The sequence below is a fragment of the Massilia sp. P1_C10 genome (assembly GCF_056406475.1).
Window position 1 is genome coordinate 189,452 of sequence record NZ_JBFUAC010000009.1, and the last position, 21,041, is coordinate 210,492.

At 66.6% G+C, this 21,041-nt stretch carries 14 protein-coding genes and 1 tRNA gene; 10 read left to right on the forward strand and 5 right to left on the reverse strand.

Annotation, left to right across the window (positions count from 1 at the left end):
* The first annotated feature begins 2 nt into the window (after nucleotides 1–2).
* Nucleotides 3–977 carry a quinone oxidoreductase family protein gene (locus tag AC1D02_RS18960; protein ID WP_477319714.1) on the forward strand — a complete coding sequence of 325 codons (975 nt, stop codon included), beginning with the start codon at nucleotides 3–5 and terminating at the stop codon, nucleotides 975–977.
* Nucleotides 978–1,035: 58 nt separating this feature from the next.
* Here AC1D02_RS18960 and AC1D02_RS18965 read toward each other — a convergent pair whose 3' ends face one another.
* Complete coding sequence (locus AC1D02_RS18965) at nucleotides 1,036–1,653, reverse strand: DUF4136 domain-containing protein (protein WP_477319716.1); 618 nt, start codon at nucleotides 1,651–1,653, stop codon at nucleotides 1,036–1,038.
* A gap of 172 nt (nucleotides 1,654–1,825) precedes the next feature.
* Between AC1D02_RS18965 and pepN the strand changes: the two genes are divergently transcribed.
* From pepN to AC1D02_RS18990, 5 genes are all read left to right on the forward strand, one after another.
* A complete protein-coding gene (gene pepN / locus AC1D02_RS18970) occupies nucleotides 1,826–4,471 on the forward strand; it encodes an aminopeptidase N (RefSeq protein ID WP_477319718.1) in 2,646 nt (881 codons plus the stop codon).
* A gap of 79 nt (nucleotides 4,472–4,550) precedes the next feature.
* On the forward strand, nucleotides 4,551–5,552 hold the full coding sequence (locus AC1D02_RS18975) for a class 1 fructose-bisphosphatase (protein WP_477319720.1): 1,002 nt from the start codon (nucleotides 4,551–4,553) through the stop codon (nucleotides 5,550–5,552).
* A gap of 140 nt (nucleotides 5,553–5,692) precedes the next feature.
* Nucleotides 5,693–5,768 (forward strand) — tRNA-Thr (locus AC1D02_RS18980).
* 315 nt (nucleotides 5,769–6,083) lie between these two features.
* Nucleotides 6,084–7,334 carry an efflux RND transporter periplasmic adaptor subunit gene (locus tag AC1D02_RS18985; protein WP_477319722.1) on the forward strand — a complete coding sequence of 417 codons (1,251 nt, stop codon included), beginning with the start codon at nucleotides 6,084–6,086 and terminating at the stop codon, nucleotides 7,332–7,334.
* Nucleotides 7,334–8,743 carry an efflux transporter outer membrane subunit gene (locus AC1D02_RS18990; RefSeq protein WP_477319764.1) on the forward strand — a complete coding sequence of 470 codons (1,410 nt, stop codon included), beginning with the start codon at nucleotides 7,334–7,336 and terminating at the stop codon, nucleotides 8,741–8,743. The genes AC1D02_RS18985 and AC1D02_RS18990 overlap by 1 nt, the downstream gene beginning before the upstream one ends.
* 97 nt (nucleotides 8,744–8,840) lie before the next feature.
* On the opposite strand, the gene AC1D02_RS18995 is transcribed toward AC1D02_RS18990, so the two are convergent.
* A complete protein-coding gene (locus AC1D02_RS18995; protein WP_477319724.1) occupies nucleotides 8,841–9,230 on the reverse strand; it encodes a hypothetical protein in 390 nt (129 codons plus the stop codon).
* Between the two features lie 463 nt (nucleotides 9,231–9,693).
* Between AC1D02_RS18995 and AC1D02_RS19000 the strand changes: the two genes are divergently transcribed.
* The 3 genes from AC1D02_RS19000 to AC1D02_RS19010 all read left to right on the forward strand — a co-directional run bounded on the left by AC1D02_RS19000 (nucleotide 9,694) and on the right by AC1D02_RS19010 (nucleotide 13,338).
* A complete protein-coding gene (locus tag AC1D02_RS19000) occupies nucleotides 9,694–10,230 on the forward strand; it encodes a hypothetical protein (RefSeq protein WP_477319726.1) in 537 nt (178 codons plus the stop codon).
* Between the two features lie 90 nt (nucleotides 10,231–10,320).
* Nucleotides 10,321–11,253, forward strand: coding sequence for a hypothetical protein (locus tag AC1D02_RS19005; RefSeq protein ID WP_477319728.1), 933 nt, complete (start codon nucleotides 10,321–10,323; stop codon nucleotides 11,251–11,253).
* Nucleotides 11,254–11,673: 420 nt separating this feature from the next.
* The gene (locus tag AC1D02_RS19010) at nucleotides 11,674–13,338 is read left to right on the forward strand and encodes a methyl-accepting chemotaxis protein (RefSeq protein ID WP_477319730.1); all 1,665 of its coding nucleotides are present in this window, start codon (nucleotides 11,674–11,676) and stop codon (nucleotides 13,336–13,338) included.
* 4 nt (nucleotides 13,339–13,342) lie between these two features.
* Here the strand turns inward: AC1D02_RS19010 and AC1D02_RS19015 are convergent, their stop codons facing one another.
* Complete coding sequence (locus tag AC1D02_RS19015; protein ID WP_477319732.1) at nucleotides 13,343–14,011, reverse strand: ribonuclease T2 family protein; 669 nt, start codon at nucleotides 14,009–14,011, stop codon at nucleotides 13,343–13,345.
* Between the two features lie 212 nt (nucleotides 14,012–14,223).
* On the opposite strand from AC1D02_RS19015, the gene AC1D02_RS19020 reads away from it, so the two are divergent.
* Nucleotides 14,224–16,677: a DUF6600 domain-containing protein gene (locus AC1D02_RS19020; protein ID WP_477319734.1), complete on the forward strand. Its 2,454-nt coding sequence runs from the start codon at nucleotides 14,224–14,226 to the stop codon at nucleotides 16,675–16,677.
* Nucleotides 16,678–16,734: 57 nt separating this feature from the next.
* On the opposite strand, the gene AC1D02_RS19025 is transcribed toward AC1D02_RS19020, so the two are convergent.
* Nucleotides 16,735–19,866, reverse strand: coding sequence for an efflux RND transporter permease subunit (locus tag AC1D02_RS19025; RefSeq protein ID WP_477319736.1), 3,132 nt, complete (start codon nucleotides 19,864–19,866; stop codon nucleotides 16,735–16,737).
* A 9-nt stretch (nucleotides 19,867–19,875) separates the two neighbouring features.
* Nucleotides 19,876–21,015 (reverse strand): efflux RND transporter periplasmic adaptor subunit, encoded by a 1,140-nt coding sequence (locus AC1D02_RS19030; RefSeq protein WP_477319738.1) that lies wholly within the window; start codon nucleotides 21,013–21,015, stop codon nucleotides 19,876–19,878.
* Between the last annotated feature and the right edge of the window lie 26 nt (nucleotides 21,016–21,041).

Sequence of the window (21,041 nt, forward strand, 5' to 3'; positions counted from 1 at the left end):
GAATGACAAAAGCAATCCGCATGAACCGCACCGGCGGCCCCGAGGTGATGGAATACGTCGACGTCGAAGTGGGCGAGCCGGGGCCGGGCGAAGCACGCGTGCGCCACGAGGCGATCGGCATCAACTTCATCGACGTGTATTTCCGTACCGGGCTGTATCCGCACCCGCTGCCATCCGGCCTGGGCATGGAAGGCGCCGGCGTGGTCGAGGCGATCGGAGAGGGCGTGACTGAAGTGAAGGTGGGCGACCGGGTGGCCTACGCCGGCCGGCCGCTGGGAAGTTATGCGGAATCTCGCATAATGCCGTCGTCGATTTTGCTGCGGCTGCCCGACAATGTCGATTTCGACACCGGCGCGGCGATGATGCTGCAGGGGCTGACGGTGCAGTACCTGTTGAACCGCACTTACAAGGTCAAGGCCGGCGACACCATCCTGTTCCACGCGGCGGCCGGCGGTGTGGGGCTGATCGCCTGCCAGTGGGCCAAGGCGATCGGCGCCAATTTGATCGGCACGGTGGGCTCGGACGAGAAGGCGGCGCTGGCCACGGCCGCCGGCGCGGCCCACGTCATCAACTACAACACCGAGAATTTCGTCGAGCGGGTCAAGGAGATCACCAATGGCGAGAAGGTGCCGGTGGTGTACGACTCGATCGGCGCCGATACCTTCATCGGATCGCTGGACTGCCTGCGCCCGTTAGGGATGATGGTCAGCTTCGGCAGCGCGTCGGGGCCGGTGCCGCCGTTTTCGCTGGCCGAGCTGGCGTCGCGCGGCTCGCTGTTCGTCACGCGGCCGACGCTGTTTTCGTATGCGGCCAAGCGCGCGGATTTGGAAGCGATGGCGGCCGACTTGTTCGAAATGGTGTCGAGCGGGAAGGTGAAGATCGATATCCGGCAGCGCTACAAGCTGGCCGATGCGGCGCGGGCGCACATCGAGCTGGAGGCGCGCAAGACGACCGGCTCGTCGATCCTGATCCCTTAAGTTCGCGGCGGCGATGCAGCTGGGGTCTGGTCCTGCGGACCTGACCCCCACCCGCCAATCAGCCGTTCTGCTTCACCAGCTCGATGCGGCGCGCGCCGCCATTCGGCCCGGGGAATCCCTCGAACGCGCTTTGCACCAGTGCCGGCATCATCGCCGGCGTCGACGCCTCGCCGCTGTTGTTATGCACCGTCACGTCGAACAGCGGCTTGCCATCCCTGGCCGAGCGGATCGCCACCTGCAAATCGCGCTGGTACACATGGCGCTCCACCATCTCGTAGCGCGGCACGCCCCAGAACGGATCGTAGAAGCCGCCGCCCCAGTAGCCGCGGTGACGGAACGGCCCATACGCATACCGCCCCGGATAAAAGAACGGGTCGATCGCCTGCACCACGCGTACCGGCACGTCGATGGTCTGGTAGCGCATCGACACCTGCAGCGCCGGCGATCCAGCCGCCTCCTGGAACCCCAGCTTCGACAGCTGCGCGCGCACCAGGTTCTGGTAGCTGCGGTATTCCAGCGTGTCGCCCTGCGGCGGCGGCGCATCGAACACATAGGTCTTTTCCTGCAGCTGCGCCGGCCACTGATGAAAAGTGGTCACGTCGCTGCGGATGGTGGTGGCGCAGCCGCCGAGCAGCAGCGCGAGCGCGGCGGTGACTGTCAATACGGTGCGTTTCATTGCGTTCTCCAAAACATCGTTTTTTCCCTATTTGAGTGTATTCCGCACACTGTTGAAAGGCAAAAGATTTACAGAATGTTACCGCACAAGACACATTGATACATCGCATCCTCAGAGCAGGCGCCGGTATTGGTAAAATAGCCTTTCGCCCACTTGTCCACCCCGGTTCCCTATGCGCACAGACAATCCCCACACCATCTATCGGAGCGACTACACGCCGCCGAGTTACCTAGTGGACACAGTGGAACTCGGCTTCGACCTCGATCCGGCCCGCACCATCGTTGCCAACCGCATGACGATGCGGCGCAATCCGGACAGCACCGACCGCAGCGGCATCGAGCTGTATGGCCAGAACATCGAGCTGGTCGCGCTGCGCATGAACGGCAAGACGCTGGGCAAGCGCGATTACCGCATCGAGGCCAACGTGCTGCGCATCGCGAACGCGCCGGACGCCGTTACGCTGGAAATCGAGACCACCTGCCAGCCTGAGAAGAACACCACGCTGAACGGCCTGTACACCTCGAACGGCAGCTTCTACACGCAATGCGAGGCCGAGGGCTTCCGCGCCATCACCTATTTCCCGGACCGCCCGGACGTGATGGCCGTCTACACCGTGATGCTGCGCGCCGATAAAAGCAAATACCCGGTGCTGCTCTCGAACGGCAACCTGGTCGAAGAGGGCGTGCTGCCCGATGGCCGTCACTACGCCAAGTGGGAAGACCCGTTCCGCAAGCCGTCCTACCTGTTCGCGCTGGTCGCCGCGCGGCTGGTCTGCCAGGAAGAGATCTTCCGCCTGAAGGACGGACGCGACGCGCTGCTGCAGGTGTGGGTCGAAGACGGCAACCTCGATAAAACCGACTACGCAATGCAGTCGCTGAAGAACAGCATCCGCTGGGACGAGGAGCGCTTCGGCCTCGAGCTGGACCTCGACCGCTTCATGATCGTCGCCGTCGGCGACTTCAACATGGGCGCGATGGAAAACAAGGGCCTGAACATCTTCAACACCAAGTACGTGCTGGCCAACCCGCGCGTGGCGACCGACGTCGACTTCGCCGGCATCGAAGCGGTGGTCGGCCACGAGTACTTCCACAACTGGACCGGCAACCGCGTGACGTGCCGCGACTGGTTCCAGCTGTCGCTCAAGGAAGGCCTCACCGTGTTCCGCGACCAGGAGTTCTCGGCCGATATGATCGGCACCGACAGCGGCCGCGCGGTCACCCGCATCGACCAGGTGCGCACTTTGCGCCAGGCGCAGTTTCCGGAAGACGCCGGCCCGATGGCGCATCCGGTCCGTCCCGACTCCTTCGTCGAGATCAACAACTTCTACACCGTCACCGTCTACGAAAAGGGCGCCGAAGTGGTGCGCATGTACCAGACCCTGATCGGCCGCGAGGCTTTTCGCAAGGGGATGGACCTGTACTTCGAGCGGCACGACGGCCAGGCCGTGACCTGCGACGACTTCCGCGCCGCGATGGCCGACGCCAGCGGACGCGACCTGTCGCTGTTCGAGCGCTGGTACAGCCAGGCCGGCACGCCGGTGGTCAAGGCCGAAACGCGCTACGACGCCGCCGCCAGGACTTACGCCATCACGCTCACGCAACGCTGCCCGACCACGCCGGGCCAGCCGAAGAAGCTGCCGTTTCATATTCCCGTCGCCGTCGGCTTGCTGGGCGCAGACGGCAAGGACATGCAGCTGGGCCAGGGCAAGCTGAATGGCGCGACCGCCGTGCTGGAACTGACCGAGGAATCGCAGACCTTCAGCTTCACCGGCGTGAACGAAGAGCCGACGCCGTCGATCCTGCGCGACTTCTCGGCGCCCGTAATCCTGGAATACGACTACACCGACGACCAGCTGCTGCACCTGTTCAGCCATGACAGCGACCCGGTCAACCGATGGGAAGCCGGCCAGCGCCTCGCGATGGAGCGCCTGCTGAAACTGGCCGACGCGGTGCTCGAAGGCGCGCCGCCGCAGCTGGACGCGACCTTCCTGGACGCGATGCGCAAGATCCTGTCCGATGAGACGCTCGACCCGGCATTCCGCGAGCAGGCCTTGCTGCTGCCGTCGGAGACCATGATCGCCGAGCAGATGCGCGAAGTGAACCCGCAGGCGATCCACACCGCGCGCCAGTTCATGCGCGCGGCGATTGGCGACGCGCTGCGCGCCGACCTGTTCCGCCAGTACCACGCCAACCTGACGCCGGGCGAGTACAGCCCGGATGCGCTGTCGGCCGGCCGCCGCGGGCTGAAGAACCTGTGCCTGGCCTACCTGGCCGCGGCGCCGGACGCCGCCAGCGTCAAACTCGCGCAGGACCAGTTCGACGACGCCGGCAACATGACCGATCGCGTCGCCGCGCTGACCGCGCTGATCCACGCGCAGGCGGCCGGCGCCACGTCGTCGCTGCACGCCTTCTACCAGGACTTCGAGCACGAGGCGCTGGTGGTCGACAAGTGGTTCTCGATGCAGGCGACCGCGCCGGACACCGACGTCGAGGCGGTGCGCGCGCTGATGAAGCACCGCGCCTTCACGCTGAAAAATCCGAACCGCGCGCGCAGCCTGATCTTCAGTTTCTGCTCGGGCAACCCGGCACAGTTCCATGCGTCCGATGGCAGCGGCTACGCATTCTGGGCCGAGCAGGTGATCGCGCTGGACGCGCTGAATCCGCAAGTGGCGAGCCGGCTGGCGCGCTCGATGGACCGCTGGCGCAGGTACACCCCGGCGCTGCAGGCGCAGATGCGCAAGGCGCTGCAGAAGGTCGCGAGCGTCAAGAAGCTGTCGAACGACGTACGCGAAGTGGTCGGCAAGGCCCTCGCACACTGAAACATTGGGGTCAGGTCGGCCGGACCTGACCCCGCCCTTGAACACACCATAACAATTCACCCACCGATAAAGGATGTCCATGAAACGCGTCAGCCTCACGCAGCACCTGGTTGAAGAACAACGCTCCAACAACACGATTCCCGCCGAACTGCGCCTGCTGATCGAAGTGGTCGCGCGCGCCTGCAAGACCATCAGCCACTCGGTGGGCAAGGGTGCCCTGGGCGACATCCTGGGCAGCGCCGACACCGAAAACATCCAGGGCGAAGTGCAGAAGAAGCTCGACGTGATCTCCAACGAAATCCTGCTGGAGGCGAACGAGTGGGGCGGCCACCTGGCGGCGATGGCGTCGGAAGAAATGGAATCGATCCACCCGATCCCGAACCGCTACCCGATGGGCGAATACATGCTGCTGTTCGATCCGCTGGACGGCTCGTCGAACATCGACGTCAACGTTTCGATCGGCACCATCTTCTCGGTGCTGAAGGCGCCCGAAGGCATGGGCCAGCCGACCGAGGCCGACTTCATGCAGGCCGGCAGCAAGCAGGTCGCCGCCGGCTACGCGGTGTACGGCCCGCAGACGATGCTGGTGCTGACCACCGGCCACGGCGTCAACTGCTTCACGCTCGACCGCGAGATGGGATCGTGGGTGCTGACCCAGCGCGACATGAAGATCCCGGCCGACACCAAGGAATTCGCGATCAACATGTCGAACCAGCGTCACTGGCACGCGCCGGTGCAGCGCTACGTGAACGAACTGCTGGACGGGAAGGCCGGCCCGCGCCAGAAGGACTTCAACATGCGCTGGATCGCCTCGATGGTGGCGGACGTGCACCGCATCCTGAACCGCGGCGGTATCTTCATGTACCCGGCCGACACGCGCGACACCTCGGTGCCGGGCAAGCTGCGCCTGATGTACGAAGCCAATCCGATGGCGATGATCGTCGAGCAGGCGGGCGGCGCGGCGACCGACGGGCGCCAGCGCATCCTCGACATCGAGCCGCACAAGCTGCACCAGCGCGTGCCGGTATTCCTTGGCTCGAAAAACGAAGTCGAGCAAGTCACCCGCTATCACGCCGAGTAAGGTGGGATTGGGGTCTGGTCCCGCGGACCTGACCCCGTCTTTGCAGTTGGCGTCAAAAGATAATTTTTTGCACGCAAACCCGACAAACATGAATTCGCACTAGCAAGTTTGTGCCAAACCTTGCTAGAATACGCGTCGTCGCCGATGTAGCTCAGTTGGTAGAGCAGTTCATTCGTAATGAAAAGGTCGCCAGTTCGATTCCGGCCATCGGCACCAAGTATCGCGAAAACCCGCATCACCTCCCGGTGGTGCGGGTTTTTTGTTGGTGCGACCGGTTGCCAGATCCGCGCGACCCGCCCTTCCACCTTGTTCAAGTAACATAAGTTACGAAAAAAGTGAGTGGTGCGTTGGAGCAACTCGCGCATTTCGTCTAAACTACGGTCTGTTTTTCCGGCGCCCGGCAAGACTCTTGTTGAACTAATCATTCAATCGCGCTTCCTCAGCCGCGCAGATCGTTCGCCCCGCAGGCGCATCGCGCCGGACCTGGTCCCCTCGGGCCGCTTCACAGAGCACGCTTTATTTCGACATCCGATGACAATTGAACAGCCTACCGTTACCCAGCCCGCGCCGAACCGCGCGATCCGCACATTCCGCCGCCGCGCGCCAGTCGTCGCGCTGTCGCTGATCTCGGTGCTGAGCGCGGGCGTGGTGCTGGCGCAGGTGCTGCACCAGCCCAAGCCGGCGCACACGGCGGCCGTGGAAGCGGCGCGCCCGCCGGCGCCCGTCAAGCTCGACACCGTGACCGTCACGCGCGGCGAGATCCAGGCCACGGTCGACGCGGCCGGCAAGCTGCAGCTGTATAAATTCGTCGACGTCAGCCCGCAGATCGCCGGCCAGGTCAAGGATGTGCTGGTGCAGGTCGGCGACACCGTCAAGGCCGGCGCGATCGTGGTGGAGATCACGCCCACCGTGCAGCCGGCCAAAGTGGAAAGCAACCGCGCGCAGATGGCGCGCCTGCAGGCCGAACTGTCCGACCAGCGCGCGCAGCTCGATTTCGCCGAGCTGCAGTTCAAGCGCCAGACCCAGTTGAAGGCGCAGAACGCGACCCGCGAAGACGCCTTCGAATCGAGCCGCATGGGCGTGTCGTCGGCCAACGCGCGCGTCGATTCGATCAACGCGCAGATCCGTCAGGTCGAAGCGAACCTGAAGATCGACGAGGACAGCCGCCAGCACGCGCAGGTGCTGGCGCCGATCGGCGGCACCATCGTCGCCATCAACGCGCATCCCGGCCAGAACGTCGGACCGGGCCAGCCCAATCCGCCGCTGCTGCGCATCGCCGACCAGACCAGGATGACCGTGCAGGCGCGCGTCGCCGAAATCGACGTGACGCGCCTGCGCCGCGGCATGCAGGCCACCTTCACGACGCCCGGCTATCCGGGCCAGCACTGGAGCGGCAAACTGCGCCAGGTGATGCCGATTCCGGCCGACGGCACCGGCGAGCAGGGCAAGGAGACCTACTACAACGTGCTGTTCGAGGTGAGCAACCCCGACCAGCAGCTGATGGCCGGGATGAGCACGCAGGTGCAGTTCATCGTCTCGCAGACCCAGGACGCGCTGCTGCTGCCGGTGCGCGCGCTCGGCACGCCCGACGCCGACGGCATGTACACCGCCAACGTGATCGACGCCGACCGCAAGGTCAGCCCGCGCAAGCTGAAGATCGGCCTGCGCAACAAGCAGAACGTGCAGGTGCTCTCCGGCCTGTCCGCCGGCGAGCAGGTCCTGGTCGGCAAACTGCCGCCGCCGCTGCCGGTCGTGCAGCCGGCAAAGGCGCCGTCCCCGTGATGGCGCGCCCGATCAAGCTGACGGCGCTGGCGCTGGTGTGCGGGACCCTGGCCGCGTGCGCCCACAAGGTCCCCGTCCCCGAAGCCCCGCCGGCAGTCGACATGCCGGCCGGCTGGTCGCAGGGCGGCAAGGCGGGCGATCCGGAGCGCCTCGACGGCGACTGGTGGAAGCGCTTCGGCAGCGACGAACTGACCGCGCTGGTGGCGGAAGGGCAGGCCGGCAACCTCGGACTGGCCGCGGCGCGCTCGCGCGTGAAGCAGGCCGAGGCCCAGGCCCGCATCGCCGGCGTTCAGCTGCTGCCGACCGTCGATTTCTCGACCGGCGCCAACCGCGACCTGCCGATCGGCTCCGGTTCCGCCAGCACCTCGGCCAACGCCTGGATGCAGACCGCGTACGAAGTGGACTTCTGGGGCCGCAACGAGGCAAGCGTGTCGTCGGCCGACGCCTCGCTCAAGGCCAATCGCTACGACCGCCAGACCGTCGCGCTGACCACCACCAGCTCGATCGTCTCGATGTACCTGCAGGTGCTGTCACTGAACGACCGCCTCGACATCGCGCGCGAACACGTGACCAACGCCGAAAAGGTGCTGGTGCTGGTCGAAGCGCAGAAGAAGGCCGGCTCGGCCTCGCCGCTGGACCTGGCGCGCCAGCGCTCCGCAGTGGCGGGCCTGAAGTCGGCGATCCCGGACCTGACACAGCAGGCGCGCGAGGCCCGTTCGGCGCTGGCGATCCTGCTTGGCAAATCGCCGCAGACTTTCAAGATCGAAAAGCACGGCCTCGATACGGTGTCGCTGCCGGACGTCGTGCCCGGCCTGCCGTCGGACCTGCTGACGCGCCGTCCCGACATCCGCCGCGCCGAAGCCGTGCTGGAAGCGGCCAACGCCGACCTGGCGGTGGCGCGCGCTTCGCTGTTCCCGCGCATCCGCCTGACCGGCGCCGCCGGCGCGCAGAGCAATGCGCTGCTGGCGCTGTTCAACGGGCCGGCGCTGCTGGCGAACGTCGGCGCATCGCTGGTCACGCCAATCTTTGACGGCGGACGACTGAAAAGCCAGCGCGACCTGGCGCTCGCCCGCAAGCAGGAGATGGTGCAGGTGTACCGCTCCACCGTGGTCGCCGCGCTGTCCGAAGTGGACATCGTGCTGGGCCAGATCCGCACGCTCGACGAGCAGCGCAAGCTGAAGCAGACCGAGATGGAGCAGGCACGCCTGGCGTACGACCTGTCGCAGATCCGCTACCGCGCCGGCGCCGAGGAACTGATGACGGTGCTCGACACGCAGCGCGCGATGTCGGACGTGCAGAACGACCTGGGGCAGTTGAAGCTGAAGCGCTTGCAGGCGACCGTGACGCTGTTCAAGGCGCTCGGCGGCGGCTGGCATGATGAAACCGCGGCGAAGGATCCCGCAGCGTGAAACCGGGGTCAGGTCCGATGGACCTGACCCCAGCCCTTTGGCCGCGGCGGTGACGAATTGAAGATGGGGGCACGTGCGCAGGGCAAGACCCCGGCGACTAGCGGCTGGCGTGGCCGATTTCGATGATGAAGCAGCTGTCGGAATGGTCGTTCGCCGGCGCTTGCTCGCCCGCGGCCGGGAAGGCCGGGCCGGCCGCGCGCACCGCGCCGGCGCCATCGGCGTTCCAGAGGTCGAGGAACCAGGAGCCGCCCGGCTCCTTGTGCAGGATGTAGGACCTGGATTTTTCCAGCGCGGGATCGGCCCCGCGCCCCGTCAAGGGCGCCGCGAATTCAAAGTCCTGCCACTCGTCGCGCTCCTGATCCACTGCGATTTCCCTTGTGTTGTCGCTCACTTGCACACGGCGCCCGCGGACACCCGCGCGCACGCCGAACCGGTCCGCCAGATCGCGCTGCAGGCCGGCGCCATGCCGTGCGTATATTAACGCCATCTGCGTGTTCCCGGTTGACAAAAAATAATCACAATTATTGCTCCGAGGCTGCGTTCACCCGTTTGCGCGAAGTCAAACTTTCCCGAATTCTCATCCATGACGATTGGACCGGCACGGCGGCCACAAGTTCATCGTCCGCGAGAAAAAGATCGGCCAGCGCAGGTATTTTAGAAAGGTTGCGCTGCTATGTCTACAAGGCAATTATTGTGACGTCCGAATAAAACAGCCTGCGGCGCGCGCGGCTCCGACGTTTCCACGAAGAATCGCGATTTTCCCCACATTTTCGCCTCTGTTAGCCACCGCACAGTGTCAAGGTTGCAATTCCATTACCGTTTGTCTTCGATGCAGAAAAACGCTTGTTGTGACTGTTTGGTACGCATTGACGCAGGGCAGTCCAGTAAGAATGAATTCGGCGGAACGCTTCACGCCACGCAGCTCTTAAATCTTTTACAAGGAATACATCATGGATAACCAAAAATCGAACGAAGGCAGCGGACGCGACCTGGGCCGCGAAGGCGCCGGCAGCAGCATGGGCAAGGATATGAGCAAGGACCTGGGCGGATCGCGCGGCGCCAGCGGCAACTCGGGCAGCTCTGGCAACTCGGGCAGCTCCGGCAGCTCTGGCAACTCGGGCGCCTCGGGGGCTGCGAGCGCAGCCAGCGGCATGATCGACAAGGCCAAGGACATGGCCAAGGACTTGTCTAAAGACGTCCAGTCGGGCGCCGCCGACGTCCACAAGTCGATCGACAAGGCTGCCGAAGCAGCGCAGCCGATCGTCGACCGCCTGGCCACCTCGGCGCATGCGGGTGTCGACAAGCTGTCTGGCGCGCTGGCCGGCGCCACCCAGGGCATGGATGCGAAATCGCGCCAGCTGGCCGACGCCGCCAAGAACTTCGCCGAGACTGGCCGCGGCTACGTGCGCAGCAGCCCGGCCACGTCGGTGCTGGTCGCGCTGGGGGCCGGTTACATCCTGTCGAAAATCCTGGGGGGCCGCCGTTAATTAGCGACCTCCGGATTACCGCGCCCCGGTCGGCCAGTGCCGCCCGGGGCGTATTCGCGTGTGCACGACTAACAAAAACAAGGACAGATCATGCAAACTCAATCATCAGCTTCGGAAGGCTACGGACGCGACCTTGATATCGACGCGGCCGAATCGGCCCGTTCTGGCGTCTCGTGGGGCGCGATTTTTGCCGGCGCGGCCGCCGCCTCGGCGCTCTCGCTCGTGTTGTTCATTCTCGGTTCGGGCCTCGGCCTGGCGGCGATCTCGCCCTGGTCGTACAACAGCGCGACGGCGATCGGCGTCTCCACCATCTTGTATATCTCGCTGACCCAACTCGCCGCGGCGGCCGTCGGCGGCTACATGGCCGGGCGCCTGCGCACCAAGTGGGCCGGCGTGCACACCGATGAAGTCTATTTCCGCGACACCGCGCACGGGCTGCTGGCCTGGTCCATCGCGACCATCCTGGCCGCTCTGCTGGCCAGCGGCGCGCTCAAGAGCGCGATGAGCGGGGCGATAGAAGCCGGCGCCGGCGTGGCCAAAGCGACTGCGGCGGTGGGCGCGGGCGCCGCGGCAGGCGCCGCCAAGGACGCGTCGAACGACGGCGCGCTCAATCCGGTCGACTACTTCTCCGACATGCTGCTGCGCAGCGACAAGCCGGCCGACGCGACCGGCGCCAATGTGCGCACCGAAGTGGTCCGCATCTTCGCCACCGGCCTGCAGGCCGGCAGCCTGGCCACCGACGACCGCACCTACCTGGCGCAGGTCGTGGCGGCGCGTACTGGCCTGTCGCAGGCGGACGCCGAGAAGCGCGTCGATGAAGTCTACGGCAAGGTCAGCACCGCCGCCGCGAACGCCAAGGCGAAAGCCAAGGAAGCGGCCGATACGGCGCGCAAGGCCACGGCCGGCGCCGCGCTGTGGATGACCGTGGCGCTGCTGCTCGGCGCTTTCGTCGCCAGCCTGGCCGCCACCTTCGGCGGCAAACTGCGCGACAACGTCATCGCGCTGTCGCCGCGCAACCGCTAACCCGTCACTGAAAAGGAGAACCCCATGCGCTCGATCCTGTTATGGATGATTGGTATCCCGATTCCGATCATCATCCTCATCGCGATGTTCACGCACTAAGCGCCATAACGGGGCCGGGCACCAGTCCCGGCCCCGTTTTTCATTGCCTTGTCGCAAAAAACACGACAGTTCAGGGTTATTTGCAATAATTGGGTGAGAATTGCTTTCGAGACATTTAAACGAAGAGTAATTGCAGGTATTCTCGATCTCAGTAGACCGCCGCATTCCAGTCCTGCCAGCCCAACCCTCGCTGCCACCAGCTTGGTCTACTCCGCGACCCGCATCGCTCGCCCGCTCCGCTTTCGCCCATTACCGAACCGTTCGTTGCTGCCCGCCTTGCGCCGGCCGGCGCGTGCGGCGCCATCCAACGAGACTTCGAACATGCTTAAGAACCTGACCATCAAATCGCGGCTGATATTCGTCATCGGTCTGCTGAGCCTCGCCGCGCTGGCGATAGGCCTGACCGGTCTGCGCAACCTGCAGAACACCAACGACGCGCTCAAGACCGTGTACAACGATCGGCTGGTCGCGCTGGGGCAGCTGAGCGAGGTGCTGTCGATGATCCAGCAAAACCAGAACGCGCTGTCGAAAGCGGCCAGCGGCCAGCCGGAGGCGCTTCCGGCGACGGTCGAGGATGTCGAGAAGCGCATCGCCGCCATCACAAGCCTGTGGGGCGAGTACATGGCGACCTACCTGACGCCGCGCGAGAAGGAGCTGGCCGCCAGCTTCGCCGACAGCCGCAAGAAATTCGTCGAGACCGGCCTGAAGCCGATCCTGGCGGCGTTCCGCGCCAGGGACCTGCCGGCCGCGGTGGCGCTGGTGCATGGCCCGCTCGGTTCGGCCTTCGCGCCGGTGCAGGACAACATGCACGCGCTGGTCAAGCTGCAGCTTGACGTGGGCAAGACGGAATACGAAGCGGCCATCGCGCGCTACGAATCGGCCAAGCTGGTGGCAATCGGCCTGATCGCCTTCAGCATCGCCATCGGCGCGGCGATCGGCGCCTGGCTGGTCGTGGGCATCTCGCGTTCGATGGCGCAGGCGCTGCGCATCGCAACCAGCGTCGCCGCCGGCAACCTGACCGAGCGCATCGACATCGCATCGAACGACGAAATCGGCCAGCTGCTGCAAGCGCTGCAAAAGATGAACGACGGCCTGGTCGACATCGTGTCCGAGGTCCGCGGCGGTACCGACATGATCGCCACCGCCTCGGGCCAGATCGCCGCCGGCAACCAGGACCTGTCGAGCCGCACCGAGCAGCAGGCCAGCTCGCTCGAGGAGACCGCGGCGTCGATGGAGGAGCTGACGTCCACCGTCAAGCAGAACGCCGACAACGCGCGCCAAGCCAACGTGCTGGCCGAATCGGCTTCCGGCGTGGCTTCCAGGGGCGGCAGCGTGATCGGCCAGGTCGTCGACACGATGGGCGAGATCAACGACTCGGCGCGCAAGATCGTCGACATCATCGGCGTCATCGACGGCATCGCGTTCCAGACCAACATCCTGGCGCTGAACGCCGCGGTGGAAGCGGCGCGCGCCGGCGAACAGGGGCGCGGCTTCGCGGTCGTGGCAAGCGAAGTGCGCAACCTGGCGCAGCGTTCGGCCGCCGCCGCGAAGGAGATCAAGACGCTGATCGGCACCTCGGTCGAGCGGGTCGACGCAGGCAGCAAGCTTGTCAACGAAGCCGGCGCGACGATGCACGAGATCGTCGAGAGCGTGCGCCGCGTGACCGACATCATGGGCGAGATTTCGGCAGCCAGCCAGGAGCAGACCGCCGGCATCGACCAGATCAACCAGGCCGTCGCGCAGATGGACCAGGTCACGCAGCAGAACGCGGCGCTGGTGGAAGAGGCGTCGGCGGCATCGGAAGCGATGCAGGACCAGGCGGCCAAGCTGGCGCTGGTGGTCAGCGTGTTCAAGCTCGATGCGGTCGGCGCGCCGCGGCCGGCGTTGCGCCAGGTGCCGGCGCTCGCGCGCAGCGTGAAACCGGCGCGGGCCCCGGTTGCATCGAAGCCGCGCGCCGCCGTCGGCGACGACTGGGAGCAGTTCTAAACGCCTAGCGCGCCGCTTGCAGAACGAAGGTCTGCTTGCGGCAGGTGTTCTCGGAACGCCGCACTTCGCTCGCGCCGCAGCTGGCCGACGCGCCGCGCTTGTCGTAGCAGACGTGGATCTCGTTGAGGAATTTGCCGCCCGCCCCGCAGAACGGCAGCACCGCGTTCTCGGCCAGGCGCGGATTGGCCGCGCGGAAGGCCTGCACGAATTCGCCGTAGCTGGTGCGCACCGGCGCCTGCGGGCGCTGGAACTGCGGCGGAATCGCCAGCTGGTCGCGCAGCCGCGCCGACATCTCGAAATAAGCGGCCGGATTCAGGCCGGAGCAAGTGCCATGCTTGCTCCATTCGTGGCCGATCATCGTCGGCGACGGGTACAGCGACGCATACCTGTCGCGCTCGCGCGGCGACAGGCGTTCGGTCGAGCACTCCTGCGGATATCCCTTTTCATACTGCGGCCACAGGCCGTGCAGCACGAAGCCGGCCTGGCGTCCCGGCGCGCACTGGTTCGGATCGTCGTGGGTGGCGCAGAAGGCCGGCGACCAGCTCATCGCAACCGCGTAGTAATCGAAGCGGCCCGGCTCCCCGGCGTCGCGTCCATGGCGGTATTGGCCGGCACCGGCGGCTGCGGCGGCGCACAGCAGCGCGCCCATCAGCATGATTTTTTTGACCTGCATGGGCCAGCTCCTTTGGGATTGTCTCGGGGGAAAGGTCTTGCGCGTTACATTTTATAACCAGATCCAGTCCGCGCATGGCCGCCAGGAGCGTTAAATGGATACGCGGGTACGGAAAGGCGAAATGGTTCGCTCACGTACAGAAAGTTCGCGGGGCACGATGCACCATAATGGTGCATTTTCCAGCGAACACCCCCATTTTGCAGCGAGGTCCTATGAACCAGCACATCCCTTTCAAGCGCATCGCGCTCGCCGGCCTCGGCGCTGTCCTGATGAGCGCCAGTGCCGGCGCGCTGGCCGATCCGCCGACGCGCGTGGCGCGTCTCGCGTATGTCAGCGGGCCGGTCAGCTTCGCCCCGGCGGGCGACAACGTGTGGGAGAACGCGGCGCTGAACCGGCCGCTGATTCCGGGCGACCGCCTGTGGGTCGAACCGGGCGCGCGCGACGAGATCCAGCTGAACGGCGCCGCGCTGCGGATGGCCGGCGGCACCCTCGTTACGCTGCTCAATAACGACGACCGCGCGACCCAGCTGCAGCTGTCGCAGGGCCGCCTTAACGTCCACGTGCGCCGCATGCGGCCGAACGACGTGTTCGAGATCGATACGCCGAACCTGGCGCTGTCGATCCGCGAGCCGGGCGATTACCGGATCGAAGTGGACCCGAGCGGCGCCGCGACGATGGTGGCGGTGCGGCGCGGCCAGGCCGAAGCCTACGGCGACGGCAACGCCTACCGGCTCGCCGCCGGGCAGGCCTACAGTTTCGGCGGCACCGACCTGCGCGAGGCGCGCTACGCCCGCCCGCTGATGGACGAATTCGACCGCTGGTCCGACGCGCGCGACCGCCGCATCGAGCAGGCGCGTTCGGTGCGCTACGTGTCGCCCGACCTGGTCGGCTACGAGGACCTCGACGACCAGGGCACCTGGCGCGTGGTGCCGGACTACGGCAACGTCTGGATGCCGGCGCATGTGGGACGCGACTGGACGCCATACCGCGACGGCCACTGGTCGTACGTGCAGCCGTGGGGCTGGACCTGGATCGACGATGCGCCGTGGGGCTACGCCGTGTCGCACTACGGCCGCTGGGCGCGCTTCGACAACGGCTGGGGATGGGTGCCTGGGCCGCGCACGGCGAGCCCGGTGTACGCGCCGGCGCTGGTGGCTTTCGTGAACATCGGATCGGGATCGTACTCGCCGCGCGAGCGTCCGGTCGGCTGGTTCCCGCTGGCTCCGCGCGAGATATATCGGCCTTCGTATCGCGCCAGCCCGAACTACATCACCAACATCAACGTCACCAACACGATGGTGGATCGGCGCCATATCGCGCGCGACGACCGCCGCGACGATTACGCCAACCGCCGCGCCGTGACCGCGGTGCCAGCCCACGCATTCGCGCAGGCGCAGCCAGTGTCGCGTTCCGCGATCAACGTGCCGGCGCTTGCGCTGGCAGCGGCGGCGATCGCGCAGAACGCGCCGGTCGCACCGGAGCGTGAACGCGGCCATCGCGGCCAGGGCAACCAGCCGCCGCAAGCCGTGATGCAACGCCAGGCGCTGGCGCGCCACGCGCCGCCCCAGGCAGCTTTCCAGGCGCCGATGCCTCAGCAGCAGGAGGCGGTGGCGCCGGCGCCGCGCATGCTGCAACAGGATCGACGCGGAGCACGCCAGTTCGGCCAGTTGCCGCCGCAAGGCGCCGCGCCGGCAATGCCGGCGCAGGTTCAGGGAAGCGAGCGCGATGCGCGGCGCGAGCACGGGCAGCGCGAAGCGGAGCAGCAGGTGCGCGCGCAACAACAGGACCAGCAGTTGCGCATGCAGCAGCAAGCCCGCGAGCAGGAACAGCGCGGCCGCGCGCAGCAGCAGGAGCAGCAGGCGCGCATGCAGCAGCAGGCAATCGAGCAGGAACAGCGCGGCCGCGCGCAGCAGCAACAGCTGCAGCAGCAGCAACAGCAGCAGGAGCTGCAGGGTCGCGAACGGCGGCAGCGCGACCGCGCGCAGGAGCAGGATCAGCAGGGGCGCATGCAGCAGCAGGCGCGCGAGCAGGAGCAGCGCGGCCGGGCGCAGCAACAACAGCAGCAGCAACAGCAGCAGCAACAACAGGCTCGCGAACAGGAACAGCGCGGCCGCATTCAGCAGCAGGCTCGCGAGCAGGAACAGCAGGCACGCGCGCAGCAGCAACAGCAGCAGGCGCGCGAGCAGGAACAGCGCGGCCGGGCGCAGCAGCTGGAACAGCAGGCGCGCATGCAGCAACAGGCTCGCGAGCAGGAGCAGCGTGGTCACGCGCAGCAGCAGCAAGCGCGCGAACAGGAGCGAATCCAGCAGCAGGCGGCGCGCGAACAGGAACAGGCGAAGGCGCGCCAGGCACGCGAGCAGGAACAGCAGGCGCGCGCGCAGCAGCAGGCCCAGGCCCAGGAACAGGCGCGCGCGCAGCAGCAGGCGCACGCCCAGGAACAGGCCAAGGCGCAGGAGCAGGGGCGGATTCAGGCGATGGCGGCGCAGGCGGCCGCACGGGCGCAGGCGGAACAGGCGAGGGCGCAAGCCCAGGCGCAGGCCGCGCAGGCGAGGGCCCAGGCGCAGCCGGCTCCGGCGCAACCCGCGGCATCGGCGCCGCCGGAGAAGGAGCGTGGCCGAGGGCGTGGCCGCGACAAGCAGGATGACAAGGAACAGCAGAACCGATAAGCGGTTCGGCGGTGGTCGTGAAAAGGGGATCAGGCCTTACGAACCTGATCCCCTTTTTTATCGTCCTTGCTTCATCAAATCCGGCACCGGTTGCGGCGCCGGCGCCACCGGCTTCTGGCGCCGCATCCGATGCATGCCGCGCCTGATCAGGTGCTCCAGGTCGTCGATGTAAGTGAACACCGCCGGCACCACCAGAAGGCTCAGCAGGGTCGACGTGATCAGCCCGCCGATCACGGCAATCGCCATCGGCGAACGGAAGCTCGGGTCGGCGCCCCAGCCCAGTGCCAGCGGCATCATGCCGGCGCCCATCGCGATGGTGGTCATGATGATCGGCCGGCTGCGCTTGTGGCAGGCGTCGACAAGCGCGTCGAAGCGGTTCATTCCGGCCTCGCGCGCGAGAATCGCGTAATCGACCAGCAGGATCGAGTTCTTGGTCACGATCCCCATCAGCATGATCAGGCCGATCATCGACGGCATCGACAGCGCCCGTCCGGTGATCAGCAGCGCCACGAAGGCGCCGCCGATCGACAGCGGCAGCGCCGCCAGGATGGTAATTGGCTGCATGAAGTCATGGAACAGCAGCACCAGCACGCCGTAGATGCACAGCACGCCAATCGCCATCGCGATGCCGAAGCTCGCGAACAGCGCCGCCATTTCCTGCGCATCGCCCAGTTCGGCGATCTTGACCGACGCCGGCAGCGCCTTCACCGCGGGAAGCTGGCGCGATTCTTCATTGACTTCGCCCAGCGAACGGTTCGACAGCTCGACGTCGAGCCTGACGTTGCGGCTGCGGTTCAAGCGGTCGATCTGCGCCGGGCCGCTTTCCATCGTGATTTCGGCGACGTTCGCCAGCATCACGGGGCCGTTCTTGCCCGGCACGGTCAGGCGGCCGATTGCATCCAGGTCGGCGCGCACCGCGTTCGGCAGCTTGACCCGGATCGGCACCTGGCGTTCGGACAGGTTCATCTTGGTCAGCGCCACGTCGTAGTCGCCGGCGGTGGCCACGCGCACCGTCTCGCCGATCGAGGCCGCGGTCACGCCCAGGTCCGCCGCCTTGGCGAAGTCTGGGCGCACGATGATTTCGGGCCGCACCAGCGACGCGGTCGAGCTGACGTTGCCGATGCCCTTCAAGGTGCGCAGGTCGCGTTCCACGGCACGCGCGGCGGCGTTGAGTGCGACGGGGTCCTCGCTTTGCAGCACCATTTGCATCTTCACGCCCGTGTCGGGCGGACCGACGTTGAACTTCGCCCCGGGCACCTGGTCGAGCTTCGCGCGGACCTGGCGCTCGATGTCGTTGAGCGACTCGCTGCGGTCGGTCCGATGGACGGTGGTCAAGGTCAGCACCGCGCGCCGCGCTTCGGCAGCCGCGCCAGGAGCGAATGCGTCGCCGCTGGATCCTCCTCCGATCGAGCTGAATACGCCCTTGATTCCTTTGACCTGCATCGCCGCCACGCGAGCCTGTTCGGACACCGCGCGCGTTTCGGCAAGCGTGGATCCCGGCGGCAGCTCGATATTGATCTGCGTCTGGGACCGGTCGGCCGGCGGCACGAAGCCGGTCGGCAGCAGTCCCACCAGCGCGATCGACGTGGCAAAGAAGACAATCGAGGCGATCGCCGTGATCAGTCGATGGGTCAGGCACCAGCGCATCGCGCGCATGTAGCGCGTCATCACCCAGCCGTCATGCTCGTCGCGGTGTGCGACCGGTTTCAGGATGTAAGCCGCCATCATCGGCGTGAGAAGGCGCGCCACCAACAGCGACGCCAGGATCGCCAGCACCGCGGTCCAGCCGAACTGCTTGAAGAATTTCCCCGGGATGCCGCCCATGAACGCGGTCGGCAGGAATACCGCCACCAGCGCAAAGGTGGTGGCGATTACCGCCATGCCGATTTCGTCGGCCGCTTCGAGCGCGGCCTGCATCGGGGTTTTCCCCATGCGCAGGTGGCGTGAAATATTTTCGATTTCGACGATCGCGTCGTCCACCAGCACCCCGACCACCAGCGCAAGCGACAGCAGCGTCACGGTGTTGAGCGTGTAGCCGAACAGGTATTGACCGAGGAAAGCAGGAATTACCGACAGCGGGAGCGCGGACGCGGCCACCAGCGTGGCGCGCCAGTCGCGCAGGAACCACCACACCACCAGCACCGCCAGCAGCGCGCCTTCGTACAGCAGCTCCATCGATCCGGTGAAGTTCTCCTGCACCGGGCGCGCGTTGTCGATCACTTCCTTCAGCACGATGTTCGAATGCGCCTTGCTCAGCTCGGCTACCGCTGCGCGTGCGCCCGCGGCGACGTCGATCTCGCTGGCGCCCTTGGTGCGGAACACCTCGAATCCAACTACCCGCTTGCCATCCTGCTCGGCCAGCGAACGCGGCTCGGCGACGGTGTCGGTCACGTTGGCGATCTGGTCGAGTCGCACGCGCCGACCGTCGGTCAGCGGAATGTCCAGCGCCGCCAGTTCGGCCGCGGTCTTGACGGTGGCGATTGTGCGCACCGATTGTTCGGCGCCGCTGATGTCGCCCCGGCCGCCTGGCGACTCGCGCTGCACGCTGCGCAGCTGGCGCGACACGTCGATGGCCGACACCTTCAGCGCCGCCATGCGCGCGTCGTCGAGTTCCACGCGCACCTCGCGAGTGACGCCGCCGACGCGCTTGACCGCCCCCAGGCCAGGCACGCTGAGCAGGCGCTTGGTCGCCACATTGTCGACGAACCAGCTCACTTCCTGGTCATCGAGCGGCGTGCCGCCGCTGGCCGGCGCCGGTGCGGCGATGAAGGTCATCACCACGCGGCCGGCGGTGGACGCCTTGGTGACGGTCGGGTCGCGCATCTCGGCCGGCATGTCGGCCTTGACGCGCGCCACCGCGTCGCGCACGTCGTTGACCGCCTCGGCGATGTCCTTCTCGAGGATGAATTCGACCGTGACCGTGGCCACGCCATCGAGTACGCTGGTGTAGATGTTCTTGACGCCCTGCAGGCTGGCGACCGAATCCTCGATCTTGCGCGCGACCTCGGTTTCCAGCTGCGCCGGCGCGGCGCCGTCGAGCGTGGCGGCGACGGTGACGATCGGCAGTTCGATGTCGGGGAAGTCCTGCACCTTGTTGGCCTTGTAGGCCAGGATGCCCGCCAGCGACAGCAGGATGAACAACATGATCGCCGGGACCGGGCTCTTGATCGATAGTGCGGAAAAATTCATGGCGCTTCCTTATTTCGCGGCGATGGCGGCCGGCGCAGCCGCGGGCACGTTGCGAACCAGGTCGCCGTCGTTGAGGAAGCCGGCGCCGCCGACTACCACCAGTTCTTCCGGCTTCAGGCCGCCGATCACTTCGATGCGGTCGGCCAGTCGCCTTCCGGTCTGCACCTTGAGCTGGCTGACGCGCTGGTCGGCGTTCAGCCGGAACACGTAGCTGAAGCCGTCGCGCACCACGACCGCCTGCTGCGGCACCGTCATCGCATTCGACGTGCCCAGCTCGAACTGGCCGCTGGCGAACATGCCGGCCTTGAACGGCGAGTTGGCCGACAGCGACGGCGGCAGGTCGACGTACACCAGCGCCGAACGGGTCTGCGGATCGATGGTCGGCGCGATCATGCGCACGCGGCCGGTCAGCTCGGCGCCGCTGGCCGCCTTCACCACCGCCCTGGCGCCCGGCTTGATGCGCGCCAGGTCGGCCGCGATCACTTCCGCGCGCCACTCGAGCCGGCCCTGGCGAATCATGCGGAACAGTTCCGTGCCGACGCCCACCACCGAGCCGACAGTGGCGCTGCGCGCCGAAATCACGCCGCTGTCAGGCGCCACCACCTGCGTGTACTTCAGGCGCAGCTGCTGCGCCGACAGCGTCGCCTGCGAGGCGGCGATGCGCGCGTTCGCGGTCTGTTCGGCCGTCATGTACTGGCTGATCTGCTGCGCCGACAGCGCGCCGGAACTCTGCAGCGTGCGGGCGCGTGCCGCATTCGCGGTCGCTTCCGCGGCGTTGGCGCGAGTCTCCTGCAATGCCGCGCGCGCTTGCGCCACGTCGGCGTTCACGCTGTCGGCCGAAAACACCGCCAGGACCTGGCCCTTCCTGACGATGTCGCCAACGTTCACGCGCACTTCGTTGAGCCTGAAGCCGCCGGTCTCGCTGCCGATGATCGCTTCCTGCCAGGCCGCCACGTTACCGTTGGCGGACAGCTTGATCGGCAGGTTGGCCGCCGATGGACGCACGGTAGTGACGGTCAGCGACGGCTTCGCCGGCGCCGGCTTCTTGTCGTCGGCAGAGGCGGGTGCGGCCAGCATGGTCGCGGCGGCGCAGGCGGCCAGGACGCCGAGGACGAGGGCGGAAGCGGGGGTGAGCAGCAGGTTTTTCATGTTCTTGGATTCCGTGGTCGGGCGAT